This is a genomic window from Methylobacterium isbiliense (assembly GCF_022179325.1).
GTDB lineage: Bacteria > Pseudomonadota > Alphaproteobacteria > Rhizobiales > Beijerinckiaceae > Methylobacterium > Methylobacterium isbiliense.
In genome coordinates this window covers 1-18261 of the sequence record NZ_BPQQ01000090.1, presented here as the reverse complement: position 1 = coordinate 18261, position 18261 = coordinate 1, and the positions used below count along the sequence as shown (strand labels likewise).

General features: G+C 72.4%; 16 protein-coding genes. 9 read left to right on the top strand and 7 right to left on the bottom strand.

Going from position 1 to position 18261, the window contains the following annotated elements:
- Together MFF61_RS29035 and MFF61_RS29030 are read right to left on the bottom strand one after the other, a co-directional pair.
- Nucleotides 1-1368, bottom strand: a complete 1368-nt coding sequence (locus MFF61_RS29035) for an AAA family ATPase (protein ID WP_238241164.1) — start codon at nt 1366-1368, stop codon at nt 1-3.
- A 107-nt stretch (nt 1369-1475) separates the two neighbouring features.
- Nucleotides 1476-2732 carry an argininosuccinate synthase gene (locus MFF61_RS29030; RefSeq protein WP_238241163.1) on the bottom strand — a complete coding sequence of 419 codons (1257 nt, stop codon included), beginning with the start codon at nt 2730-2732 and terminating at the stop codon, nt 1476-1478.
- A 178-nt stretch (nt 2733-2910) separates the two neighbouring features.
- On the opposite strand from MFF61_RS29030, the gene MFF61_RS29025 reads away from it, so the two are divergent.
- Complete coding sequence (locus MFF61_RS29025) at nt 2911-3537, top strand: 2-hydroxychromene-2-carboxylate isomerase (protein ID WP_238241162.1); 627 nt, start codon at nt 2911-2913, stop codon at nt 3535-3537.
- 12 nt (nt 3538-3549) lie between these two features.
- Here MFF61_RS29025 and MFF61_RS29020 read toward each other — a convergent pair whose 3' ends face one another.
- Entirely contained in the window at nt 3550-4536 is a 987-nt protein-coding gene (locus tag MFF61_RS29020; RefSeq protein ID WP_238241161.1) for a transporter, read from the bottom strand.
- Nucleotides 4537-4971: 435 nt separating this feature from the next.
- On the opposite strand from MFF61_RS29020, the gene MFF61_RS29015 reads away from it, so the two are divergent.
- The 3 genes from MFF61_RS29015 (at nt 4972) to MFF61_RS29005 (ending at nt 10503) form a co-directional block, all read left to right on the top strand.
- Entirely contained in the window at nt 4972-8163 is a 3192-nt protein-coding gene (locus MFF61_RS29015) for a caspase family protein (RefSeq protein WP_238241160.1), read from the top strand.
- Nucleotides 8164-8265: 102 nt separating this feature from the next.
- Nucleotides 8266-9006, top strand: a complete 741-nt coding sequence (locus MFF61_RS29010; RefSeq protein WP_238241159.1) for a DsbA family protein — start codon at nt 8266-8268, stop codon at nt 9004-9006.
- Between the two features lie 87 nt (nt 9007-9093).
- Nucleotides 9094-10503, top strand: coding sequence for a cytochrome P450 (locus tag MFF61_RS29005; protein ID WP_238241158.1), 1410 nt, complete (start codon nt 9094-9096; stop codon nt 10501-10503).
- Nucleotides 10504-10554: 51 nt separating this feature from the next.
- On the opposite strand, the gene ruvA is transcribed toward MFF61_RS29005, so the two are convergent.
- Complete coding sequence (ruvA, locus tag MFF61_RS29000; protein ID WP_238241157.1) at nt 10555-11172, bottom strand: Holliday junction branch migration protein RuvA; 618 nt, start codon at nt 11170-11172, stop codon at nt 10555-10557.
- A gap of 101 nt (nt 11173-11273) precedes the next feature.
- Here ruvA and MFF61_RS28995 point away from each other — a divergent pair, with 101 nt between their 5' ends.
- A complete protein-coding gene (locus tag MFF61_RS28995) occupies nt 11274-11888 on the top strand; it encodes a YceI family protein (protein ID WP_238241156.1) in 615 nt (204 codons plus the stop codon).
- A 401-nt stretch (nt 11889-12289) separates the two neighbouring features.
- On the opposite strand, the gene rpmB is transcribed toward MFF61_RS28995, so the two are convergent.
- Complete coding sequence (rpmB, locus tag MFF61_RS28990; RefSeq protein ID WP_238241155.1) at nt 12290-12580, bottom strand: 50S ribosomal protein L28; 291 nt, start codon at nt 12578-12580, stop codon at nt 12290-12292.
- Nucleotides 12581-12863: 283 nt separating this feature from the next.
- On the opposite strand from rpmB, the gene MFF61_RS28985 reads away from it, so the two are divergent.
- On the top strand, nt 12864-13727 hold the full coding sequence (locus MFF61_RS28985) for a DUF3108 domain-containing protein (RefSeq protein ID WP_238241154.1): 864 nt from the start codon (nt 12864-12866) through the stop codon (nt 13725-13727).
- 130 nt (nt 13728-13857) lie between these two features.
- On the opposite strand, the gene panB is transcribed toward MFF61_RS28985, so the two are convergent.
- Together panB and MFF61_RS28975 are read right to left on the bottom strand one after the other, a co-directional pair.
- The gene (gene panB, locus MFF61_RS28980; protein WP_238241153.1) at nt 13858-14721 is read right to left on the bottom strand and encodes a 3-methyl-2-oxobutanoate hydroxymethyltransferase; all 864 of its coding nucleotides are present in this window, start codon (nt 14719-14721) and stop codon (nt 13858-13860) included.
- Nucleotides 14718-15362 carry a TetR/AcrR family transcriptional regulator gene (locus tag MFF61_RS28975; protein ID WP_238241152.1) on the bottom strand — a complete coding sequence of 215 codons (645 nt, stop codon included), beginning with the start codon at nt 15360-15362 and terminating at the stop codon, nt 14718-14720. Before MFF61_RS28975 ends, panB begins: the two co-directional genes overlap by 4 nt.
- 104 nt (nt 15363-15466) lie before the next feature.
- On the opposite strand from MFF61_RS28975, the gene MFF61_RS28970 reads away from it, so the two are divergent.
- The 3 genes from MFF61_RS28970 to MFF61_RS28960 all read left to right on the top strand — a co-directional run.
- Nucleotides 15467-16180, top strand: coding sequence for a PspA/IM30 family protein (locus MFF61_RS28970; RefSeq protein ID WP_238241151.1), 714 nt, complete (start codon nt 15467-15469; stop codon nt 16178-16180).
- 42 nt (nt 16181-16222) lie between these two features.
- Entirely contained in the window at nt 16223-16498 is a 276-nt protein-coding gene (locus MFF61_RS28965) for a YiaA/YiaB family inner membrane protein (RefSeq protein WP_238241150.1), read from the top strand.
- A 78-nt stretch (nt 16499-16576) separates the two neighbouring features.
- Nucleotides 16577-18261, top strand: a 1685-nt coding sequence (locus tag MFF61_RS28960) for an MFS transporter (protein WP_238241149.1), incomplete at its 3' end; no start/stop codon positions are given.

Genomic DNA, 18261 nt, shown 5'->3' with positions numbered 1-18261 from the left:
TCACGCCGCGTCCTGGTCGCCACGCTGCAGGATGCGTTCGACTTCCTCACGGCTCAGGGCATGCTCGCGATCGTCGAGGGGCAGTTGGTCTGTCGAAACGCCGGTGCGCATGCGGGTGCGCCGCGTCGGCCCATGCACCGGATCGACCCGGGAGACCACGTCGACCACCACGATCTCATCGTCATGCGTCTCCCTCAGGACAATCGGCGAATGCGTGTTCAGGATCACCTGAAAAAGGCGGCCCTCCTCGGCCTCCCGCACGGACGTGCAGGCCTCGCGCAGCAAGCCGACGAGCCGCTTGAGCCGGTTCTCGTGGATGCCGTTCTCGGGTTCCTCGAACAGCAGGACGCTCTTGCGACGGGGATCGTTGAGGAACGTGAGCAGAGCGAGCGCCCGAAGGGTGCCGTCCGAGAGGACACGCGAGCTGAACCGGCTTCCGTCTCGCATCGTGACGAAAAGACGATACCGGCCATAGGCGCTGTCGCGCTCGACGTGCAGGTCGCCCACGCCGGGAATGAGACTCGCGAGGGCGGCGCGGATCAGCGCGAGGTCGCCGGAGGGGCGCTCCGGCGACCTCGTGTCAGCCTCGATCCGCGCCAGGACCTTCGCGAGATTGGAGCCGTCCGCCAGCAGATCGTCGGGAGCGAGCGCGTCGCTCGGCTCCCGAGCGGCCGCCGATTCCAGTTGCAGGAAGGTCATGCTCTCGAGCTCCTGGCGGAGCGCGAACAGGTGCGGGAACTCGGTCGCCGTCGTGATCTTCGACAGCACGGTCGCGGTGGCCTGTCCCTTCGGTACGGGAAACGGGCGCGGACGGCCCTGGACGCCGTCCTGGTTGACCTGGAACTGGTCGTTCAGCGTCTGCAGGAACGGGCTTCGCTGGCCTCCGGTCGCGTACTTCGCACGCAGCTTTGCAAAGTCGCGGGACAGACCCGGCTGCCGGATCCAGCGATCATCGGAGCGCCGGATCGTGGCAGCCTGCTCGTGGCGCACGAACAGGCGCTCCGGCCCTCCGCTCGCGTCCGAGCGCCGTTCGATCTCCAACTCGTAGCGCAGGCGGGTATAGGTGAGAGACTTGCGCTGCCCGAACGCATCCTCGATCTCGCCGTCGAGCAGCACCTCTACGGCGAAGCGGATGGCATCCACCGGCTGGCCGTCCGGCCGGCACCGGAACATCTCGCTCGGATCGCCCCGCATGCCGCGGACGGCGTCGGGCACATCCACGGCGGCAAGGCGCGACAGCAGTCGAAGCGCGTCGAAGAAGTTCGACTTCCCCGAGGCGTTCGGGCCGGCGATGACCGTGAACGGATGCAGGTCGAGGCCAAGACCCTCGAAGCTCTTGAAGCCGTCGATCTCGACCCGCGTCAGCATGATCCGAACCTCGCGGGGCGCCCGGAAACGACGTCCGCCGGCCCTCGGAGAGAACCGGCGGATCGGGAAGACCTCGGCAACAGCCTAATGCAGGCGCGAAAGGACCATCAAGCCCCGAGCTTGCGCCGGCGCTGGCCGAGCGTGCGCAGCCGCAGGGCGTTGAGCTTGATGAAGCCCGCCGCGTCGCGGTGGTCGTAGGCCACGGCGCCCTCCTCGAAGGTGACGAGGTCCTGATCGTAGAGGGAATTCGGGCTCTCGCGGCCGATCACGTGCACGCCGCCCTTGTAGAGCTTCAGCCGCACCGTGCCGGTGACCATCTCCTGGCTCCTGTCGATGAGCGCCTGGAGCATCTCGCGCTCCGGCGAGAACCAGAAGCCGTTGTAGATCAGCTCGGCGTAGCGCGGCATCAGCTCGTCCTTGAGGTGGGCCGCGCCGCGATCGAGCGTGATCGACTCGATCGCCCGGTGGGCCGGCAGCAGGATGGTGCCGCCGGGGGTCTCGTACATGCCGCGGCTCTTCATGCCGACGAAGCGGTTCTCGACGAGGTCGAGGCGGCCGATGCCGTTGGCGCGGCCGAGATCGTTGAGCCTGGCGAGCAGGGTCGCGGGCGAGAGGCGCTCGCCGTCGATCGACACCGCGTCGCCGCGCTCGAACCCGATCGTGATGACGGTAGGCGTGTCGGGCGCCTCCTCGGGGGAGAGGGTGCGGGAATAGACGTAGTCCGGCACGTCCTCGGCCGGATCCTCCAGCACCTTGCCCTCGGAGGAGGCGTGCAGGAGGTTGGCGTCCACCGAGAACGGCGCCTCGCCGCGCTTGTCCTTCGCGATCGGGATCTGGTGCTGCTCGGCGAAGGCGATCAGCGCTTCGCGGCTGCGGAAATCCCATTCGCGCCAGGGGGCGATCACGGTGACGTCGGGCTTGAGCGCGTAGTAGCCGAGTTCGAACCGGACCTGATCGTTGCCCTTGCCGGTGGCGCCGTGGGAGACCGCGTCCGCCCCGACCTTCTCGGCGATCTCGATCTGCTTCTTGGCGATCAGCGGCCGGGCGATGGAGGTGCCGAGCAGATAGACGCCCTCGTACTGGGCGTTGGCGCGGAACATCGGGAAGACGTAGTCGCGGACGAACTCCTCGCGCAGGTCCTCGATGAAGATGTTCTCCGGCTTGATGCCGAGCAGCTCCGCCTTGCGCCGCGCCGGCTCCAGCTCCTCGCCCTGGCCGAGATCGGCCGTGAAGGTGACCACCTCGCAGCCGTAGGTGGTCTGGAGCCACTTGAGGATGATCGAGGTGTCGAGGCCGCCCGAATAGGCGAGCACGACCTTCTGCACGCGCTTCTGGGTCTGGTCGGACAAGGGTGCGGGGGACATGGGGGCGGGGCCTTGTGCGAGGGCGGATGAGGGAAGCCGGCGGCTTATCAGCCGAGCCGGGCCGCGCGCAACAGGGCCGTCCCGCGAAGGTTCCCGTGGCGAAGCGACGCCCGGATGAGCGCTTGTGGCATCGGGGGCGAGCCGCGAAGCTGACGGCATGCCCTCAGGAGTGCACCGCATGGCGCGCCAGCCCACCCTCGAATTCTGGTTCGAGTTCGCGTCGACCTACTCCTATCTCGCGGCAATGCGCATCGAGGGGCTGGCGGAGGCCGCGGGCGTGGGCGTGCGCTGGCGGCCCTTCCTGCTCGGGCCGATCTTCGCCAGCCAGGGCTGGACCAGCTCGCCCTTCAACCTCTACCCGGCCAAGGGCCGCCACATGTGGCGCGACATGGCCCGCGAGGCCGCGCGGCTCGGCCTGCCGCCGGTGCAGCGCCCGCCCGACTTCCCCCAGAACAGCCTCGCGGCAGCGCGCGCGGCGGCCTTCGGGGCCGACCAGCCCTGGATCGGCGCCTTCACGCGGGCGGTCTACGAGGCGCAGTTCGCCCGCGGCGAATCGATCGCCGAGCCCGGCAGCGTGGCCGCGCTCCTCAACCGGCTCGGCCTCGACGGGCCGGCCATCGTCAAGGCGGCGACGAGCGAGCCGCACAAGAGCCGGCTGCGGGTGGTGGGCGAGGAGGCGAAGTCGCGCGGCATCTTCGGGGCGCCGACTTTCCTGACGGAGGACGGCGAGCTGTTCTGGGGCAACGACAGGCTGGAGCAGGCGCTGGCCTGGGCGACGGGCGAGCGCCCGCCGGGCTTGCGCTGACCGGGGCGCGCCTCAGGATTTCGTCACCAGCGGCCCGGGCGGCGGGGCCACGGCCTGGCCGGCACCAGGCGCATAGAGGGGCAGGATGAGGCGGAACCAGCCGCGGGTCTCCTCGTTCCGCTGCCGCAGGCCGGCCCGGGTGAGGGTGTCCCGGGCGACGACGTCGCGCGCGACGTAGGCCTGGAGGCTGAACCGGCCGAAATTGTAGCCGACGAGGCCGCCCACCGCGATCTGCCCGGCGCGCTGGTAGGTGCGGTAGAGCGGGTCACCGCGGTTCACCGGCAGATCCGTCGACATGTAGGCGATGGGGCCGATCTCGAACTTGCCGAACTTCTTGACCATCGTCAGGTCGAGGTTGAGCGAATCCGCCTGCGCCTGCGGGCCGAGCGCCTGGCCGACGAGGCCGCCGAAGCGGGCGCGCGGATCCGCGGTGAGCCCGTAGGTCAGCGCCGCCGTGATGTTGTAGCTGCCGTCCCCGACATAGGTGGCCGTGAAGCTCTGGCGGATGGTGGCCGAGGCGATCTGGGGCGCGATCGGCGTGCCGGCGAAGCCCAGGCCGAGCGAACCGCGGTCGCCGAACGGCAGGTAGGCGCCGAGCAGGTAGGAGACGCCGAAGCCGCGGCCGAGATCCCAGGCGAAGACGCTGCCGATGAAGGGATTGTAGAGGAAGCTGACGTTCCGGTCCGGAAGCGGCGCGGGGTTGCGGGTATGGATGAACCCGGTGGGCTGGGACACGATGGGCTGGATGCGCGCGCCCAGGATCTTGTAGGGCGAGGCCCAGACCAGGAACGGGATGTTGCCGATCACGTCCGAGGCGTTCGGTCGGTCGGCCCGGCCGACCGAGAAGGTGTCGACCGCGATCACCACGCCCTCGGGCAGGGGATAGCCTCCCGAGAGGCCGACCTGCTCGCCCGGCCGCGTCACCGAGGCGGCCTGGGCCACCGTGGCGGTCATGAGAGAGGCCGCCACCGTGCCGATTGCGGTCCAGCTCCTGCACATCGCGTTGTCCTGCCCCTGAGTTTCTTATGTCGACCGGACGGCCGGTTCGCATGATCTGTTTCGCCGCGGCCGGCTCGCAATCTTTGCGAGTTCGCACAGCATGGTCATGCTAAGACGTCCACCTTCAACTCTGCAAGGCAACGTCGTTCGCGCGACGCGTTCTTCGCATCACGGCGCTGTCCTGTTGCGAGCCAACCACAGGACGGTCCGGCGCTGACCGCAAGACAACGCGGGCGGGACGATGATCCTGCCGCCGATGGCATCATACTCGTATCGGCGCGACCGACGATCCGTTCATCACGCAATGTATCCTTCAGTACATTTGGAATTTCACAGAATTTCGTCTAAGTTGTCGCTTAGTCACAAGCCGCCCGAAGGCCCGCGATGTCACGAACGATCCTGGGACGGATTGCGGCTGCGATCCTCGGAAGTCAGATGCTGGGAGGCCAGGTCCTGGGAGGCCAAGCCCGGGCTGCGGAGTGCGAGCCGACGCGGGCGGCGATCGCGGAGTTGCGGCAGGGCGCGCGGGTCGGCGTGGAGACGGCCGCGACCCATGTCGGCGCACCGGTCACGGTCCGCTGGTCCCGCTCCGGCCCGGCCCCGCGAGCGGCGGTCTTCCTCGTGGTCGCCACCGACAGGCCCGTGCGCTTCTCGGGCCAGGGCCTGTACGGGCTGACCCCCGGCGCCGAGGCGGCGTTCCGGTTCCAGCGCTTCTCCGGAATGACGCGGGCGGTGATCCCGCTGTTCGGCGAGAGCGCGGCGCGCCAGGGCGCCTTCGACGTCACCATCCTGGCGCCGGGCGCCGCGATGCTGCACTGGGACGTGGTGGGTCACGACGGCTGCCGCGAGAGCGCCGGACCGGGCGCGGCGCGCACCGTGGCGATCCAGGCGCGTCCAGGCGGGCGGCCAGCCCTGGTGATCGGCGATCCCGTCGATCGCGGCACGCCCTCGGACCGCTTCGTCTCGGCCGACGGCGCGCGCCTCCTCGAAGTCCATGACGGACGTTACCGCCTCGTGGATGCGGTCAACGGCGCCGAGATCGCCGAGCGCGCCGGCACCGCGCCGCGCTTCTCGCCCACCGGCCGCTTCGTCGCCGCCGAGGAGCAGAACGGCATCGCGGTGCTCGACGCCGTCGACGGCACACGCGTGTTCACGTTGGGCGGGACCGATGCCGTCGCCTGGGACAACGCCGACAGCTTCATCGCCGGTGCCGGCTCGCAATGGGGCACGCTCAGCGTCGTCAACGCCCTCAATCCCGGGGGACCGGGCTACGGCGGCACGCATCTCGGCCCACGCAGCGGCGGCGGGGTCGACGACGGGGCCTACCGGATCGACCTCGAGAACAACCTCGCGGCGTTCGCCGGGCCGCTCGGCGTCATCATCGACAGCCTGACGGGCGCGAACCTCTACAGCGGCACGCTCCTCGACCTCGACAAGGTCCCGGCCGCCCGCGAGCAGGCCGCGCGCATCGCGCGGGCGGCCTCGGGCTTCCGGCCCTTCGCGCTGCCGAAGGTCTGGGAGACCCGCGGCCCGCTCGTCTTCACGCATCTGGGGCTGCCCGCCCCCGAGGAGCGGAGCCCGGCCCAGAAGGCGCTGGCACGGTTCCTCGCGGCGCCCCGCAAGGCCCCGCCGATCCGGATCCTGGCCGAGACGGAAGCGGCCACCGCAACCGGCATGAACCGGGCGGCGTGGCGCGGCCTCCCGGCCCAGGCGGAGACCGGCCGGACGGCGGTCGACCGCTTCGCGCGGCGCCTCGCCGAGTTCGGCTTCGCCTTCCTGCCGGTGGCGGCGCCCGAGCGCACGGTCGGCAGGTTCGAATCCGGCTACCAGAAGGAACTGCCCAAGCCGCAGGCGCTGCGCGTCGCGGCCAGCATCGCCGCCGAGGTGCCGGCCGCGCGAGGCACCTTCGAGTATCTCGACGGGCTGTCCTGCGAGCCGGAGCAGCCCGGCCGGTTCAACAGCAACCTCAACGTGGCCCGCCGCTGGACGATCGGTGGCCGCATCGTCTGGCTCGCTTGGCGCGGCTGCACCGAGGGCAACGCCGCGTTCAACAGACCGAACCTCTACGTGTTCGATTCCACGAGGAAACGCGTCGCCGAGTTCACGGACAGGAACGCGCGCCGATTGCTGCGCAACGACACCGAGGTCGGCGCCCCGAGCTGCGCCTACACGGTGGATTCCTGCCTCGACAACGCCGAACTGCACGGGGAACGCTACCTCGTCCTGACCTCCCGCCAGGGTCAGGCCTTCGCGGTCTACGACCTGCAGACGGAGGCGGTGGTGGCCAAGCGCTTCGACCTTTCGCGCGGGCCGCAGCTGCGCCGCATCCTGCTGACGGCCTCCCGGGATCACGCGGTGCAGATCAACCAGGACGGCACGTTCTTCGTCTACCGCCTCGCGGGCGGCGCCCAGGTGCTGGCCGGGCGCATCGTCGACGACGAGGTGGTGGCGGCGGCCCCGGACGGCCGCTTCGACGCCACCGCGGAGGGCGCGGAGATGGTGCGGCTGCGCTTCCCTGGCCAGCGCGGCGAGCACGCGCTGGCGCAGTTCGCCGCGCAGCTGCGGGTTCCGGGCCTCGTGGCCTCGGTGCTGTCCGGACGGCCCCCGCCGCCGGCGGGCAGCCTCGCCGTCCCGCCCTCGCTCGCGGCGACAATCGCCCGCGCCGGGGACGAGGTGCGCCTCACCGCACGGGCCGAGGGCTCGGCGCCGGTGCGCACGATCCAGGTCTACGAGGACGGCCTGCTGACCCGCCAGGAGCCCTATCCGGCATCCGGCGGGACCATCGAGGCGACGTTCGCGCCCCTTCCGGGCACCCGCTGGGTGAGCCTGCTCGCCGTCGACGAGACCGGGCTGGCGAGCGCGCCCGTCGGGCGCGACGTCGGGCCGGGCGGGCGGCGGCGCGCCCGCGTCCTCGCGGCGGGCGTCGACCGCTACGACGACCAGCGGGTGCCGCCGCTCACGATGGCGGCCCGCGACGCCGAGGCCTTCGCGGCGGCGCTGGACTCGCCGGCCGCCGGCCTGGCCCTGGCGGCGCGGCCGGTGCTGCTGCGCGACCACGAGGCCTCGCCGGAGGCGCTCAGGCAGGCGCTCGCCGCCGCGATCGACGCGGCCGCGGCGGACGAGACGGTCATCCTGTTCTTCGCCGGGCACGGGGTGCGCGACGAGGCGGGGCGGCTGTTCCTGGCGACCTCCGGCCTGCGCACCGACGCGATTGCGGCGACCGCCCTGCCCTGGGACGACCTCGTCCCGATCCTCAGCCGGGCGAAGGGGCGCGTGGCGATCTTCCTCGACACCTGCCACAGCGGCGCGGCCGGCACCGGCTTCCTCGCCACCAACGATGCCTCCGCCTCGGCCATCCTGGCCGGGATGCCCTCGCGGATCATGATCTTCTCGGCCTCCAAGGGCCGCGAGGAGGCGCGGGAACTCGCCTCGGGCGGGGTGTTCACCCGCGCCATCATCGACGTCATCACGACCGAGCGCGACCGGCACGACCTCAACCGGAACGGCGTGATCGAACTCAGCGAGCTTCATCGCGGCGTGAAGGCCCGGGTCTGGTCGGCGACGCAGGGGCAGCAGACGCCCTGGTTCGCCCGCAGCCAGATGGTGGGCGACGTCGCGCTGTTCTGACGCCCCGAACCCGACGCCGGACGGCCTTCATCCAGCCCCAATGGCCGAGCTTATCGGAGCGCGGCGGACCGCGTGCGGCCCGCGATGTTGCGGGAGGGACCGATGCGGCGTGGTGATCCTGCGGGCGGCCCGCTGCGGGGCGGGCCGGCGTGCCTCTCCCGCCGCACGCTTCTGGCCGGCCTCCTCGCGGCGTGGCCCGCGGCCGCCCTGGCGCAGGCGGAGGGCCAGTGGCACGCGATCACCGGCGACGACGGCCGGCCCGTGCCGAACACGCGCCTGCCCGGGGAGCTGACCTCCGAGATCGCGGGCCTGCGCGGCGTGACCTGGATCGGCACCCGCGAGGCCGGCGTCACGCTGCACGAGTTCTACGACTACAACTGCCCCTGGTGCCGGAAGGCGGCGCACGACATCGCGGCACTCGTCGCCGCGACGCCGGATCTGCGCGTCGGCCTCGTCCACAACCCGATCCTCTCGCCCCGCTCGGCCCAGGCCGCCAAGGTGCACCTCGCGGTGCAGCGCCGGGCCGGATCGGCGGCGGGCTACGCGCTCTACGCCAGGCTCCTCGGCGCGCCCGGGGCCATCGACGGCCCGCGCGCCCTCGACGCCGCGCAGGCCCTCGGACACCCGCGCGCGGCGATCGAGGCGGAGGCCGATTCGCCCGAGATAGGCGAGGCGCTCGCCACGCAGATGCGGCTTTCCGCAAATCTCGGGCTGGCGGCCACCCCGCCCTACGTCGTGGGCACCACCGGCGTGCTCGGGCATCCGGGCGGCCGGGCGCTGGCCCGGATGGTGGCGGCCGTGGCCGCCTGCGACGCCATCACCTGCGAGGGCCAGCCCGGCTGAGCCGGCGCGCGGCGGGCCGGCCGGTCATCCCGACGTCCGGCCGGAACGCGACCGGCCTCCTCCTGTTGAGCCGCAGGAGGTGCGAGCATGACGTTCGAGGCAGGCGATCCGGCGCGCGCATCCCCGCGCCCTCCGCCGCGAGGCGGCGACCGACCCTCCGCGCGGCCGGACCCGGCCGGTGCGATCCGCGGGGCCCTGAGCTTCGCCGACCCGGCGCAGCCGGACGGTGCGGCTGTGCCGCGGCCGCGGCACCGCGAGGGCATCCCGCGCGATCGCGCGCCCGACAGCACCCTGGCGCTGCTGCGCGAGGGCTACGCCTTCATCCCCGGCCGCTGCCGCGCCTACGGCTCCGACCTGTTCGCGACCCGGCTGATGCTCACCCGGGCGATCTGCATGACCGGGGCGGAGGCCGCAGCCCGGTTCTACGAGCCCGACCGCTTCACCCGCCGGCACGCCCTGCCGCGCGCCTCCTTCGCGCTGATCCAGGACCAGGGCAGCGTGATGGTGCTCGACGGAGAGGCCCATCGCTGGCGCAAGGCGATGTTCCTCTCCCTGATGGCGCCAGCCGCCCTGGAGCGGCTCGCGGAGGCGACGGCCCGGCACTGGCGGGCGCGGGCGCGGGCCTGGGCCGCGCAGGAGCGGGTGGTGCTGCTCGACGAGGCCCACGTCCCCCTCACGGCCGCGGTCTGCGAGTGGGCCGGCCTGCCGCTCACCGCGGCGGAGGCGGAGGCGCGGGCGCGCGAGTTCCTGGCGATGATCGACGGCACCGGCTCGGTCGGCCCGCGCAACTGGCGCGGCCACCGGCTGCGCGCCCGCACCGAGCGCTGGGCGCGCGAGGCGATCGCCCACGTCCGGGAGGGGCGGCGCGAGGCGCCGCCGGGCAGCGCGGTCCACGTCATCGCGCATCACCGCGATCCGGAGGGGCGGCCCCTCGACCTGACGGTGGCGGGGGTGGAACTCATCAACGTGCTGCGCCCAACCGTGGCCAATGCCCGCTACCTCGTCTTCGCGGCCCACGCGCTGCATCTCCACCCCGAGACGAGGGAGACCCTGCGCGCGGGGGACGAGGCGGATCTGACCCACTTCGTCCACGAGGTGCGCCGCTTCTACCCGTTCATCCCCTTCATCGGCGGGCGCGTCCTCGCGCCGTTCGAGTTCCAGGGCCATCGCTTCGCACGCAACGACTGGGTGCTGATGGACCTCTACGGCACCAACCGCGACCCGCGCCTGTGGGAGGCGCCGGAGCGGTTCCGGCCCGAGCGCTTCCGGGCGTGGTCGGGCGATCCCAACACGCTCATCCCGCAGGGCGGCGGCGCGCACGAGACCGGGCATCGCTGCCCGGGCGAATGGATCACCTTGGCGCAGATGAAGGCCGTGGTGCCGCTGCTGGTCCGGGAGATGGCCTACGCGGTGCCCGACCAGGACCTGCGGATCGATCTCGGCCGCATCCCGGCCCAGCCCCGCGACCGCTTCGTCATCGCGCCGGCGCGCCCCTGACGGGGCCCCCGTGCGTCGCGCGTCCCCCGCGGGCCGATCCCGGCCGGGCGCTCAGCGCGCCAATTCCCGCAGGCCGAGCCGGATGAGGGTCTTGGCCTCGGCTCCCTCCCCCGCCCCCTGGAGCGCCGCCGCCACGGCCGCGGAGGCCTGGATCTGCGGATAGCCGAGATTGACGAGGGCGGAGATCGCGTCGGCGACGGGCTGGGGCGCGGTGCGCTCCTCGACCGCCCCGGTGAGGCGGATGAGGGCGGGATCCACCGGCGCGAAGGCCGGGGCCTTGTCCTTGAGTTCCGCGACGAGGCGGGCGGCGAGCCGGGGGCCGACCCCGGGCGCACGGGCGACCGAGCCCTTGTCGCCGGTGGCGATGGCGGTGGCGAGATCTCCGGGTTCCAGCACCGAGAGCACGCCGAGCGCGACCCGGGTGCCCACCCCCTGCACGGTCTGGAGCAGGCGGAACCACTCGCGCTCCGCATCCGAGCGGAAGCCGTAGAGCCGGATCATGTCCTCGCGGACATGGGTCTCGATGGCGAGATCCGCCGCCTCGCCGACGGGCGGGAGCCGCTGCAGCGTGCGCGCCGAGCAATGCACCACGTAGCCGACGCCGTGCACGTCGAGAATGACGAAGTCCTCGCCGTAGGAATCGACGATTCCCTTCAGCTTGCCGATCATGTGAGGTCCGTGCCGGGCGCCCATCCTTGAGCGGCGCCGTGGTTCGTGGGATCTGATCGGAGCCATATCGACGACCCGGATCCCAGCCACAAGGTGACCACATGAAGCGCGCGTGCCTGTCGGCGTGGCTCATCCTCGCCGCAGCCCTGACGGCGGCGGCCCAGGAGCCCGTGGCTCCCTCGGCCGACCCCTCCCAGGTGCGGCCCGGCCGCTACGTGCTCGACCCCGCCCACGGCAAGATCACGTGGTCGGTGAGCCATCTCGGCTTCTCGACCTATTACGGCCAGATCACCGACGTGGCGGCGGACCTCAGCCTCGATCCCAAGACCCCGGCCCAGAGCCGGCTCACGGCGCGGATCGGCACCGCCAGCGTCGACGGGCTCAACCCGGCGTTCAACCGGCACGTGCGCGGCCCCGACTTCTTCGACGCCGAGCGCTTCCCCGTCGCCACCTTCGCCAGCACCGGCGTGGAGCCCACCGGCCCGACCACCGCGCGGGTCCTCGGGGAGCTGACCCTCAAGGGCGTGACGAAGCCGGTCGTCCTCGACGTCACCTTCAACCAAGCCGGCACGAACCCGGTCGACAAGGTCTACACGGTCGGCTTCGACGGGCGGGCACTGATCCGGCGCTCGGAGTTCGGCATCAGCGCCTTCCTGCCGGCCGTCGGCGACGAGGTGACCCTGCGCCTCGCAGGGGAGTTCAAGGCGGCGCCCTGACGCGTCGCACTCGATCCCGGGCGGGACCGGCGACGCCGGTCGATGGCCGGACCGGGCATCCGGCGAACGGTCGGATCCGGCGCCCGTGCGCGGTGTCGGGCCTCGGAACAGCACGTCGCCCGCATCGAGCGTGTCGTGGCCCTGCCCGCCCGCTAGGGTGCCATCGCCGCGGCCCGGATGGTGCCGTCCTCCCGCCAGCCCCGGAGGGTCTCGTCCTGCGTCCGGGTGCGCCTGTTCTGCGTGCCCCTCGCGCGGGGTCGCGAACCGTCCCGCCTGCCACGGGTCGCGGGCGGAACCGTGATCCGGGTCACACGGGCCGGGAAGGGCGCCCGGAGAACGCGAAGAAGCCGCCGCCCATCCGGGCGGCGGCTTCTTCGCGACACCGACGGTCGACGGGCGGCTCAGGCCGCCTCGGCGAGCTTCTTCTCGATTTCGCGCTTCAGGAGGCGCGCGTTCTGCGACAGGTCCGTCTCGCCGGCCTTCACCAGGAAGGCGTCGAGCCCGCCGCGATGCTCCACCGAGCGCAGCGCGTTGGCCGAGATGCGCAGGCGCACCGAGCGGCCGAGCGTGTCCGACAGAAGCGTGACGTTGCACAGGTTCGGCAGGAACCGACGCTTGGTCTTGCGGTTCGAATGGCTCACCAAGTGGCCGGTGAGCACGGCCTTGCCGGTGAGTTCGCAGCGGCGCGACATGGTCTTCAACCCTTCAAATCTGATCGTCCACGGACGGGCCACGCTCACGCCGGGCGCTTGAGAAGCGACCGCGGCAGGGACCCGACCGCGCGAAAGCCTGGAAGGCCCACGCCTCTAGGCGAGAGACCTCGCTTCGTCAAGCCAGAGCCCGTGCGTCCCCGCCGCAACACGGGCCTCGCCCGCGGCGGGAGACGAACCGTTAACCTTAAACTCGTCACGATGCGGCGCGATTCAAGCGGGCGGCGCCGCCGGGCGCCCTCACCCAGAACGGCTGTGCTCCCCCATGCGTGCGACGTCCCTCCTTCCGGCCTTCCTCGCCTCGGGCCTGCTGCTGGCGGCGGGGCAGGCGGACCCGGCCGCGGCCGCGCGGGCGCGGGGCGGCGCCTCCGCCAACGTGGCGGTCGATTACGGGATCATCCTGGCGGGCGTGCCGATCGGCACCGCCAAGGTGGTGGGGTCGCTCGAAGGCGCGCGCTACCGGATGGACGTCAGCGCCCGGCTCACCGGGCTCGCCGGGGCGATCACCGGCGGCTACGGCTCGGGCCGGTCGAGCGGCCAGGTCGGGCCGACGGGCCGGCCCCAGCCGGGCACCTTCGCGATCTCCTCCCACTCGTCGAGCGCCTCGATCACCGTGCGCATGGCGCTCGCCCGCGGCAACGTCGTCGCCTCCGAGATCGCCCCGCCGCTGCTGGTCGATCCCGAGCGCATCCCGGTGAACGAGGCCAGCAAGCGCGGCATCATCGATCCGGTGAGCGCGCTGCTGATGCCCGCACAGGGCCGCGGCAGTCTGACGGACCCGGAGAACTGCAACCGGGTGATCCCGGTCTTCGACGGCGCAACCCGCTTCGACGTCGTCCTCAGCTACGGCGAGACCCGGCAGGTCGAGAAGCCGGGCTATGCCGGCCCGGTCCTCGTCTGCAACGCCCGCTACCGGCCGATCGCCGGCCACCGCCCCGACCGGCCGGGGGTGAAGTTCATGGAGGACAACACCGACATGTCGGTGTGGCTCGCGCCCGTCGAGGGCGCGCGGGTGCTGCTGCCGCTGCGCATCGCGGTGCGCACGATGCTGGGCACCAACATCATCGAGGCGACCCGCTTCGACCGCGGCGGCACGGCGGGCGACACCGCGCAGGCCGCCGCGCAGTAGGCGACTCATCCCACATCCGCTTGATCCCTTCGGGATGGCGGATGCGGGCTTCGCTCCGTCGTGTGGAGCCTTGGGCGCCACCGCGCGGGCTTGCCGATACCCTCTCCGCTTCGATCAAGCCGAGACGCGATCAGTCCAGCGCCGCCCGCACCGCCTCCGGCAGCGCGTAGGATTCGGCCGGCCCCGGGAAGCGGCCGGCGCGCACGTCCTCCGCGTAGGCGGAGAGCCCGGCCTGCAGCAGCCCGTAGCCATCCACGTAGGTGCGCACGAACTTCGCCTTGCGGCCCGGCAGCAGGCCCAGGAGGTCGTGCAGCACCAAAACCTGCCCGGAGCAATCCGGCCCCGCCCCGATGCCGATGGTGGGGATGCCGAGCGCCTGGGTGATCCGGCCCCCGAGTTCGGCCGGGATGCCCTCCAGCACCAGCGAGAAGCAGCCCGCATCCTCCAGGCGCTTGGCGTCGTCGAGGAGGCGGCGCGCCGCCTCGACCGCGCGGCCCTGCACCTTGAACCCGCCCATGGCGTTCACGCTCTGGGGCGTCAGGCCGAGATGGCCCATCACCGGGATCTCGCACTCCACCAGCGCCCTCACGGCGGGCACCCGGGCGGCACCGCCTTCGAGCTTCACCGCCGCCGCGCCGCGCTGCAGGAGGCCGCCCGCGTTGCGGATCGTGTCGGGCAGGTCGAGGTGGAAGCTCAGGAACGGCATGTCGGCGACGAGGAGCGCCCGGGGGCGCGAGCGCGCCACCGCCTCCACGTGGTGGTTCATCATCGCCATGCTGACCGGCAGCGTGGTGTCGAAGCCCAGGCACACGTTGCCGACGCTGTCGCCCACCAGGATCACGTCCACCAGCGGATCGACCAGCCGCGCCATCGCGGCGTCGTAGGCGGTCACCATGACGATGCGCCGGCCCTCCGCGCGCCACGCCTGCAGCATCGGGATGGTGACGGGCGGCGCGGTGGCGGGGCTCGGCGCGCTCTCGGGGTGGTGGCTCATGGGGTCTCCTCGGAATGGGTCGCGGCGTTCGCGGTCAGGCCGCGCCCGAGCGCCGTCACGGCGGTCTCGATCTGGCCCCGCAGCACCGGTTCGCTCAAGGTCATCAGCTTCTCGTCGAGCCCGAGGCTGACGATGCCGTGCGTCGCCGAGAACAGCGTGCGGGCGAGCAGCGCCCGCTCCGCTCCGGCGAGGTCCGGCCGCAGCACCGCGAGCGGCGCCTCGATGTGCCGGAAGAGCCGCACCTGCTCGCGCATGTACCAGTCGGGGGGCATCGCGGCCATGCGGTGCTGGAACAGCGCCCGCCAGCGCGTCGGATTCTCGATGGCGAAGCGCTGGTAGCTCACGGCGAGGCGCACGAGGTCGCCGATGGCCGCCTCGGGGCCGGGCGCGCCACCCCCCTCCGCGGTCGCCGTCCGGACCGCCGTGATGGCGCGCTCAAACAGGTGCAGCGTGCGCAGGTTCACGCTCAGGATCAGGGCGTCGAGGTCGGGAAAGACCGTGTAGATCGCCCCCAGCGCGCAGCCGACCTCGCGGGCGAGGTCGCGCGCCTTGAGGGCGCCGAGCCCCCCCTGCACGATCGCCGCCTCGGCGGCGTCGATCAGGGCGGCCCGCAACTGCTCGCGGCGCTCCTCCGTGCTCATGCGCACTCCTGTCGTGAACGCTGTTCAAAATCCGGCTTGAACATCGTTCAAGGCTGTGGGACAGTACAGCCGTGAACGATGTTCACGATTGTCGGAGCCATCCCATGCTCAAGATCTTCGCCACCCTCGCCCGCGGCGCCGCCGCCCGCGCCTGCGAGGACATCATCGACCAGAACGCCCTGCCGCTTCTCGACCAGCAGATCCGCGAGGCCGCCGCCGCCCTCGATCAGAGCCGCCGGGCGCTCGCCCATGCGGTGGCCGAGGAGGCCGCGGACGCCAAGCGCGAGGCCGCGCTCGCCGGCCGGCTCGCCGACCTGGAGCAGCGCGCCGTGGCGGCGCTGGCCGGCGGGCGCGAGGATCTCGCCACCGAGGCGGCGGAGGCGATCGCCGGGCTGGAGGCCGAGATCGAGGGTCTGCGCACGGCGCGCGCCGCCTTCTCGACCGAGGTCGAGGCCCTGCGGCGCACCGTGCGCGAGGGCGGGCGCCAGCTCGCCGAACTGGAGCGGGGCCGGCGCCTTGCGGAGGCGGCCGAGGCGGTGCGCCGCCTGCGGACGCGCCGGGGCGAGGGCGTCCCGGGCGCCGCCGCGGCGCTCGCGGAGGCGCAAGCGACCCTGCGCCGGCTGCGCGAGCGGCAGGCGCGCGAGGCCGCGGCGGTCGAGGCGCTCGCCGTCATCGATGCGGCCGAGCCCGCCGGCGTCGCCGAGCGGCTCGAAGCGGCCGGCTTCGGCCCGCGCACCAAGCCCAGCGCCGCGGGCGTGCTGGAGCGCCTGCGCGCCAAGGCCGCCGGCCCGGCGCAGGCCGGCACCCCGTCCGCCTGATCCCCGCCCCACCCGTCTCCCCCCAGCCAAAGGATTCATCCCATGAGCACGCAGACCGCCCAGACGCACACCTCGGCCTGGGTCGCCTTCACGTACGCCTCCTTCATCGGCTCCGCCACCATGGTGGCCGGCGGCATCCTGTTCCTGCCGCTCGACCTCTGGATCAAGGGCTACCTCGCCATGGGCGTGACCATGCTGGTCCAGTCCTGCGTCACCCTGGTCAAGACGGTGCGCGACGTCCATGAGGGCAAGCGCATGGTCAACCGGATCGAGGACGCCCGGGCCGAGCGCCTGCTGATGGAGATGAGCAAGGATTGAGCTGCTAGAGTGCCGGCTCATCGATTCCGATGCCGGCCTTGCGCGGCGTCCCGCCACCGACGAGGGGTCAGGAAGACCATGTCCGGATCGCTGATGACCACCCGGCGCTTCGCGCCGCTGTTCTGGTGCCAGTTCTTCTCCGCCTTCAACGACAACTTCCTCAAGAACGCGCTGGTGTTCCTGATCCTGTTCGGGGTCGGGGGGGCGGGCGGCGGCGTCGACGGCGGGTCGGCCGCCCTGGTCACGCTCGCGGGGGCGGCGTTCATCGCGCCGTTCTTCCTCCTCTCGGGGCTCGGGGGCGAACTTGCCGACCGGCACGACAAGGCGTGGCTCACCCGCCGCCTCAAGGCGGCGGAGATCGCGGCCGCCTGCGTGGCGGTGCTGGGCTTCTGGCTCGCCTCCGTGCCGATCCTGTTCGCGGCGCTGGTGATGTTCGGGGCCATCGCGGCCCTGTTCGGGCCGATCAAGTACGGCATCCTGCCCGATCACCTGGCGCGCTCGGAACTGCCCGCCGGCAACGCCCTCATCGAGGCGGCGACCTTCCTGGCCATCCTGGGCGGCACCATCGCGGGGGGGCTTGCCGCCACGCATGGCGGCGCGGCCTTGTTCGGCGCCCTGGTGGTGGGCTTCGCGGTGCTGTGCTGGGCGGCGAGCCTGCTGATCCCGCCCACCGGCGAGGCGGCGCCCGACCTCTACGTCGACCGCAACGTGCTGCGCTCGACCCTGAGCCTCGTGCGCGACCTCTACGCCGACACCCGCCTGTGGCGCACCGGCCTGATCACGAGCTGGTTCTGGCTCGTCGGCGCGGTGGTCCTGGCGCTGCTGCCGGCGGTGGTGAAGGGCAGCTTCGGCGGCGACGAGAGCGTCGTGACCGCGATGCTCGCCCTGTTCTCGGTCGGCGTGGCGGTGGGCTCGGGCCTCGCCTCCTGGCTCTGCGCCGGGCGGATCGTGCTCCTGCCCACCCCGATCGCCGCGCTGGTCATGGGCTTCGTCTCCCTCGACCTCGCCTATTGCGCCGCCACGACGGCACCGCCCGCCGCGCCCCTGTCGGCGGGCGCCTTCCTGTCGAGCCTGCACGGCCTGCGGATCGCCACGGATTTCGCGCTGCTCGCCGCCGCCGCCGGCCTGTTCATCGTGCCCTCCTTCGCCGCCCTCCAGGCCTGGACGCCCAAGGAGCGCCGCGCGCGGGTGATCGCCGCCTCGAACGTGCTCTCGGCCGGCCTGATCGTGCTGGGGGCGGCGCTCATCGCGGGCCTGCAGCGCGCGGGCCTACCGGGCGCCGGGCTGTTCGTGGTCGTCGCGCTCGCCAACCTCGCGGCCGGCGTCGCGATCCTGGCCGTGCTGCCCACCAGCGCCTTCCGGGACTTCCTGTCGATCCTGTTCCGCGCCTTCTACCGCATGGAGGTGCGGGGTCTGGAGAACCTCGACAGGGCCGGCCCCAACGCCATCATCGCCCTCAACCACGTGAGCTTCCTCGACGGCGGCATCGCCCTCACGCTCACCGAGCGCGAGCCCACCTTCGCGATCGACCACGGCATCGCGCAGAGATGGTGGGTGAAGCCCTTCCTGTGGCTGACCCGGGCGCTGCCGCTCGACCCCACCAAGCCGATGGCGACCCGCCGGCTCATCAACGTGGTCAAGGGCGGCGAGACGCTGATCATCTTCCCCGAGGGCCGGCTCACCGTCACCGGCAGCCTGATGAAGGTCTACGACGGGGCGGGCCTCATCGCCGACAAGTCCGGGGCGATGGTGGTGCCGGTGAA

What these genes read in the sequence shown, in the direction of transcription:
- MFF61_RS29020 (WP_238241161.1), bottom strand. Translation starts at nt 4,536, where the DNA reads ATGTGCAGGAGCTGGACCGCAATCGGCACGGTGGCGGCCTCTCTCATG.
- MFF61_RS29010 (WP_238241159.1), top strand. Translation starts at nt 8,266, where the DNA reads ATGCGGCGTGGTGATCCTGCGGGCGGCCCGCTGCGGGGCGGGCCGGCG.
- panB (WP_238241153.1), bottom strand. Translation starts at nt 14,721, where the DNA reads ATGAGCCACCACCCCGAGAGCGCGCCGAGCCCCGCCACCGCGCCGCCC.
- rpmB (WP_238241155.1), bottom strand. Translation starts at nt 12,580, where the DNA reads ATGTCGCGCCGCTGCGAACTCACCGGCAAGGCCGTGCTCACCGGCCAC.
- MFF61_RS29015 (WP_238241160.1), top strand. Translation starts at nt 4,972, where the DNA reads ATGCTGGGAGGCCAGGTCCTGGGAGGCCAAGCCCGGGCTGCGGAGTGC.
- MFF61_RS28985 (WP_238241154.1), top strand. Translation starts at nt 12,864, where the DNA reads ATGCGTGCGACGTCCCTCCTTCCGGCCTTCCTCGCCTCGGGCCTGCTG.
- MFF61_RS28975 (WP_238241152.1), bottom strand. Translation starts at nt 15,362, where the DNA reads ATGAGCACGGAGGAGCGCCGCGAGCAGTTGCGGGCCGCCCTGATCGAC.
- MFF61_RS29025 (WP_238241162.1), top strand. Translation starts at nt 2,911, where the DNA reads ATGGCGCGCCAGCCCACCCTCGAATTCTGGTTCGAGTTCGCGTCGACC.
- MFF61_RS28965 (WP_238241150.1), top strand. Translation starts at nt 16,223, where the DNA reads ATGAGCACGCAGACCGCCCAGACGCACACCTCGGCCTGGGTCGCCTTC.
- ruvA (WP_238241157.1), bottom strand. Translation starts at nt 11,172, where the DNA reads ATGATCGGCAAGCTGAAGGGAATCGTCGATTCCTACGGCGAGGACTTC.
- MFF61_RS28970 (WP_238241151.1), top strand. Translation starts at nt 15,467, where the DNA reads ATGCTCAAGATCTTCGCCACCCTCGCCCGCGGCGCCGCCGCCCGCGCC.
- MFF61_RS29005 (WP_238241158.1), top strand. Translation starts at nt 9,094, where the DNA reads ATGACGTTCGAGGCAGGCGATCCGGCGCGCGCATCCCCGCGCCCTCCG.
- MFF61_RS29030 (WP_238241163.1), bottom strand. Translation starts at nt 2,732, where the DNA reads ATGTCCCCCGCACCCTTGTCCGACCAGACCCAGAAGCGCGTGCAGAAG.
- MFF61_RS28995 (WP_238241156.1), top strand. Translation starts at nt 11,274, where the DNA reads ATGAAGCGCGCGTGCCTGTCGGCGTGGCTCATCCTCGCCGCAGCCCTG.
- MFF61_RS29035 (WP_238241164.1), bottom strand. Translation starts at nt 1,368, where the DNA reads ATGCTGACGCGGGTCGAGATCGACGGCTTCAAGAGCTTCGAGGGTCTT.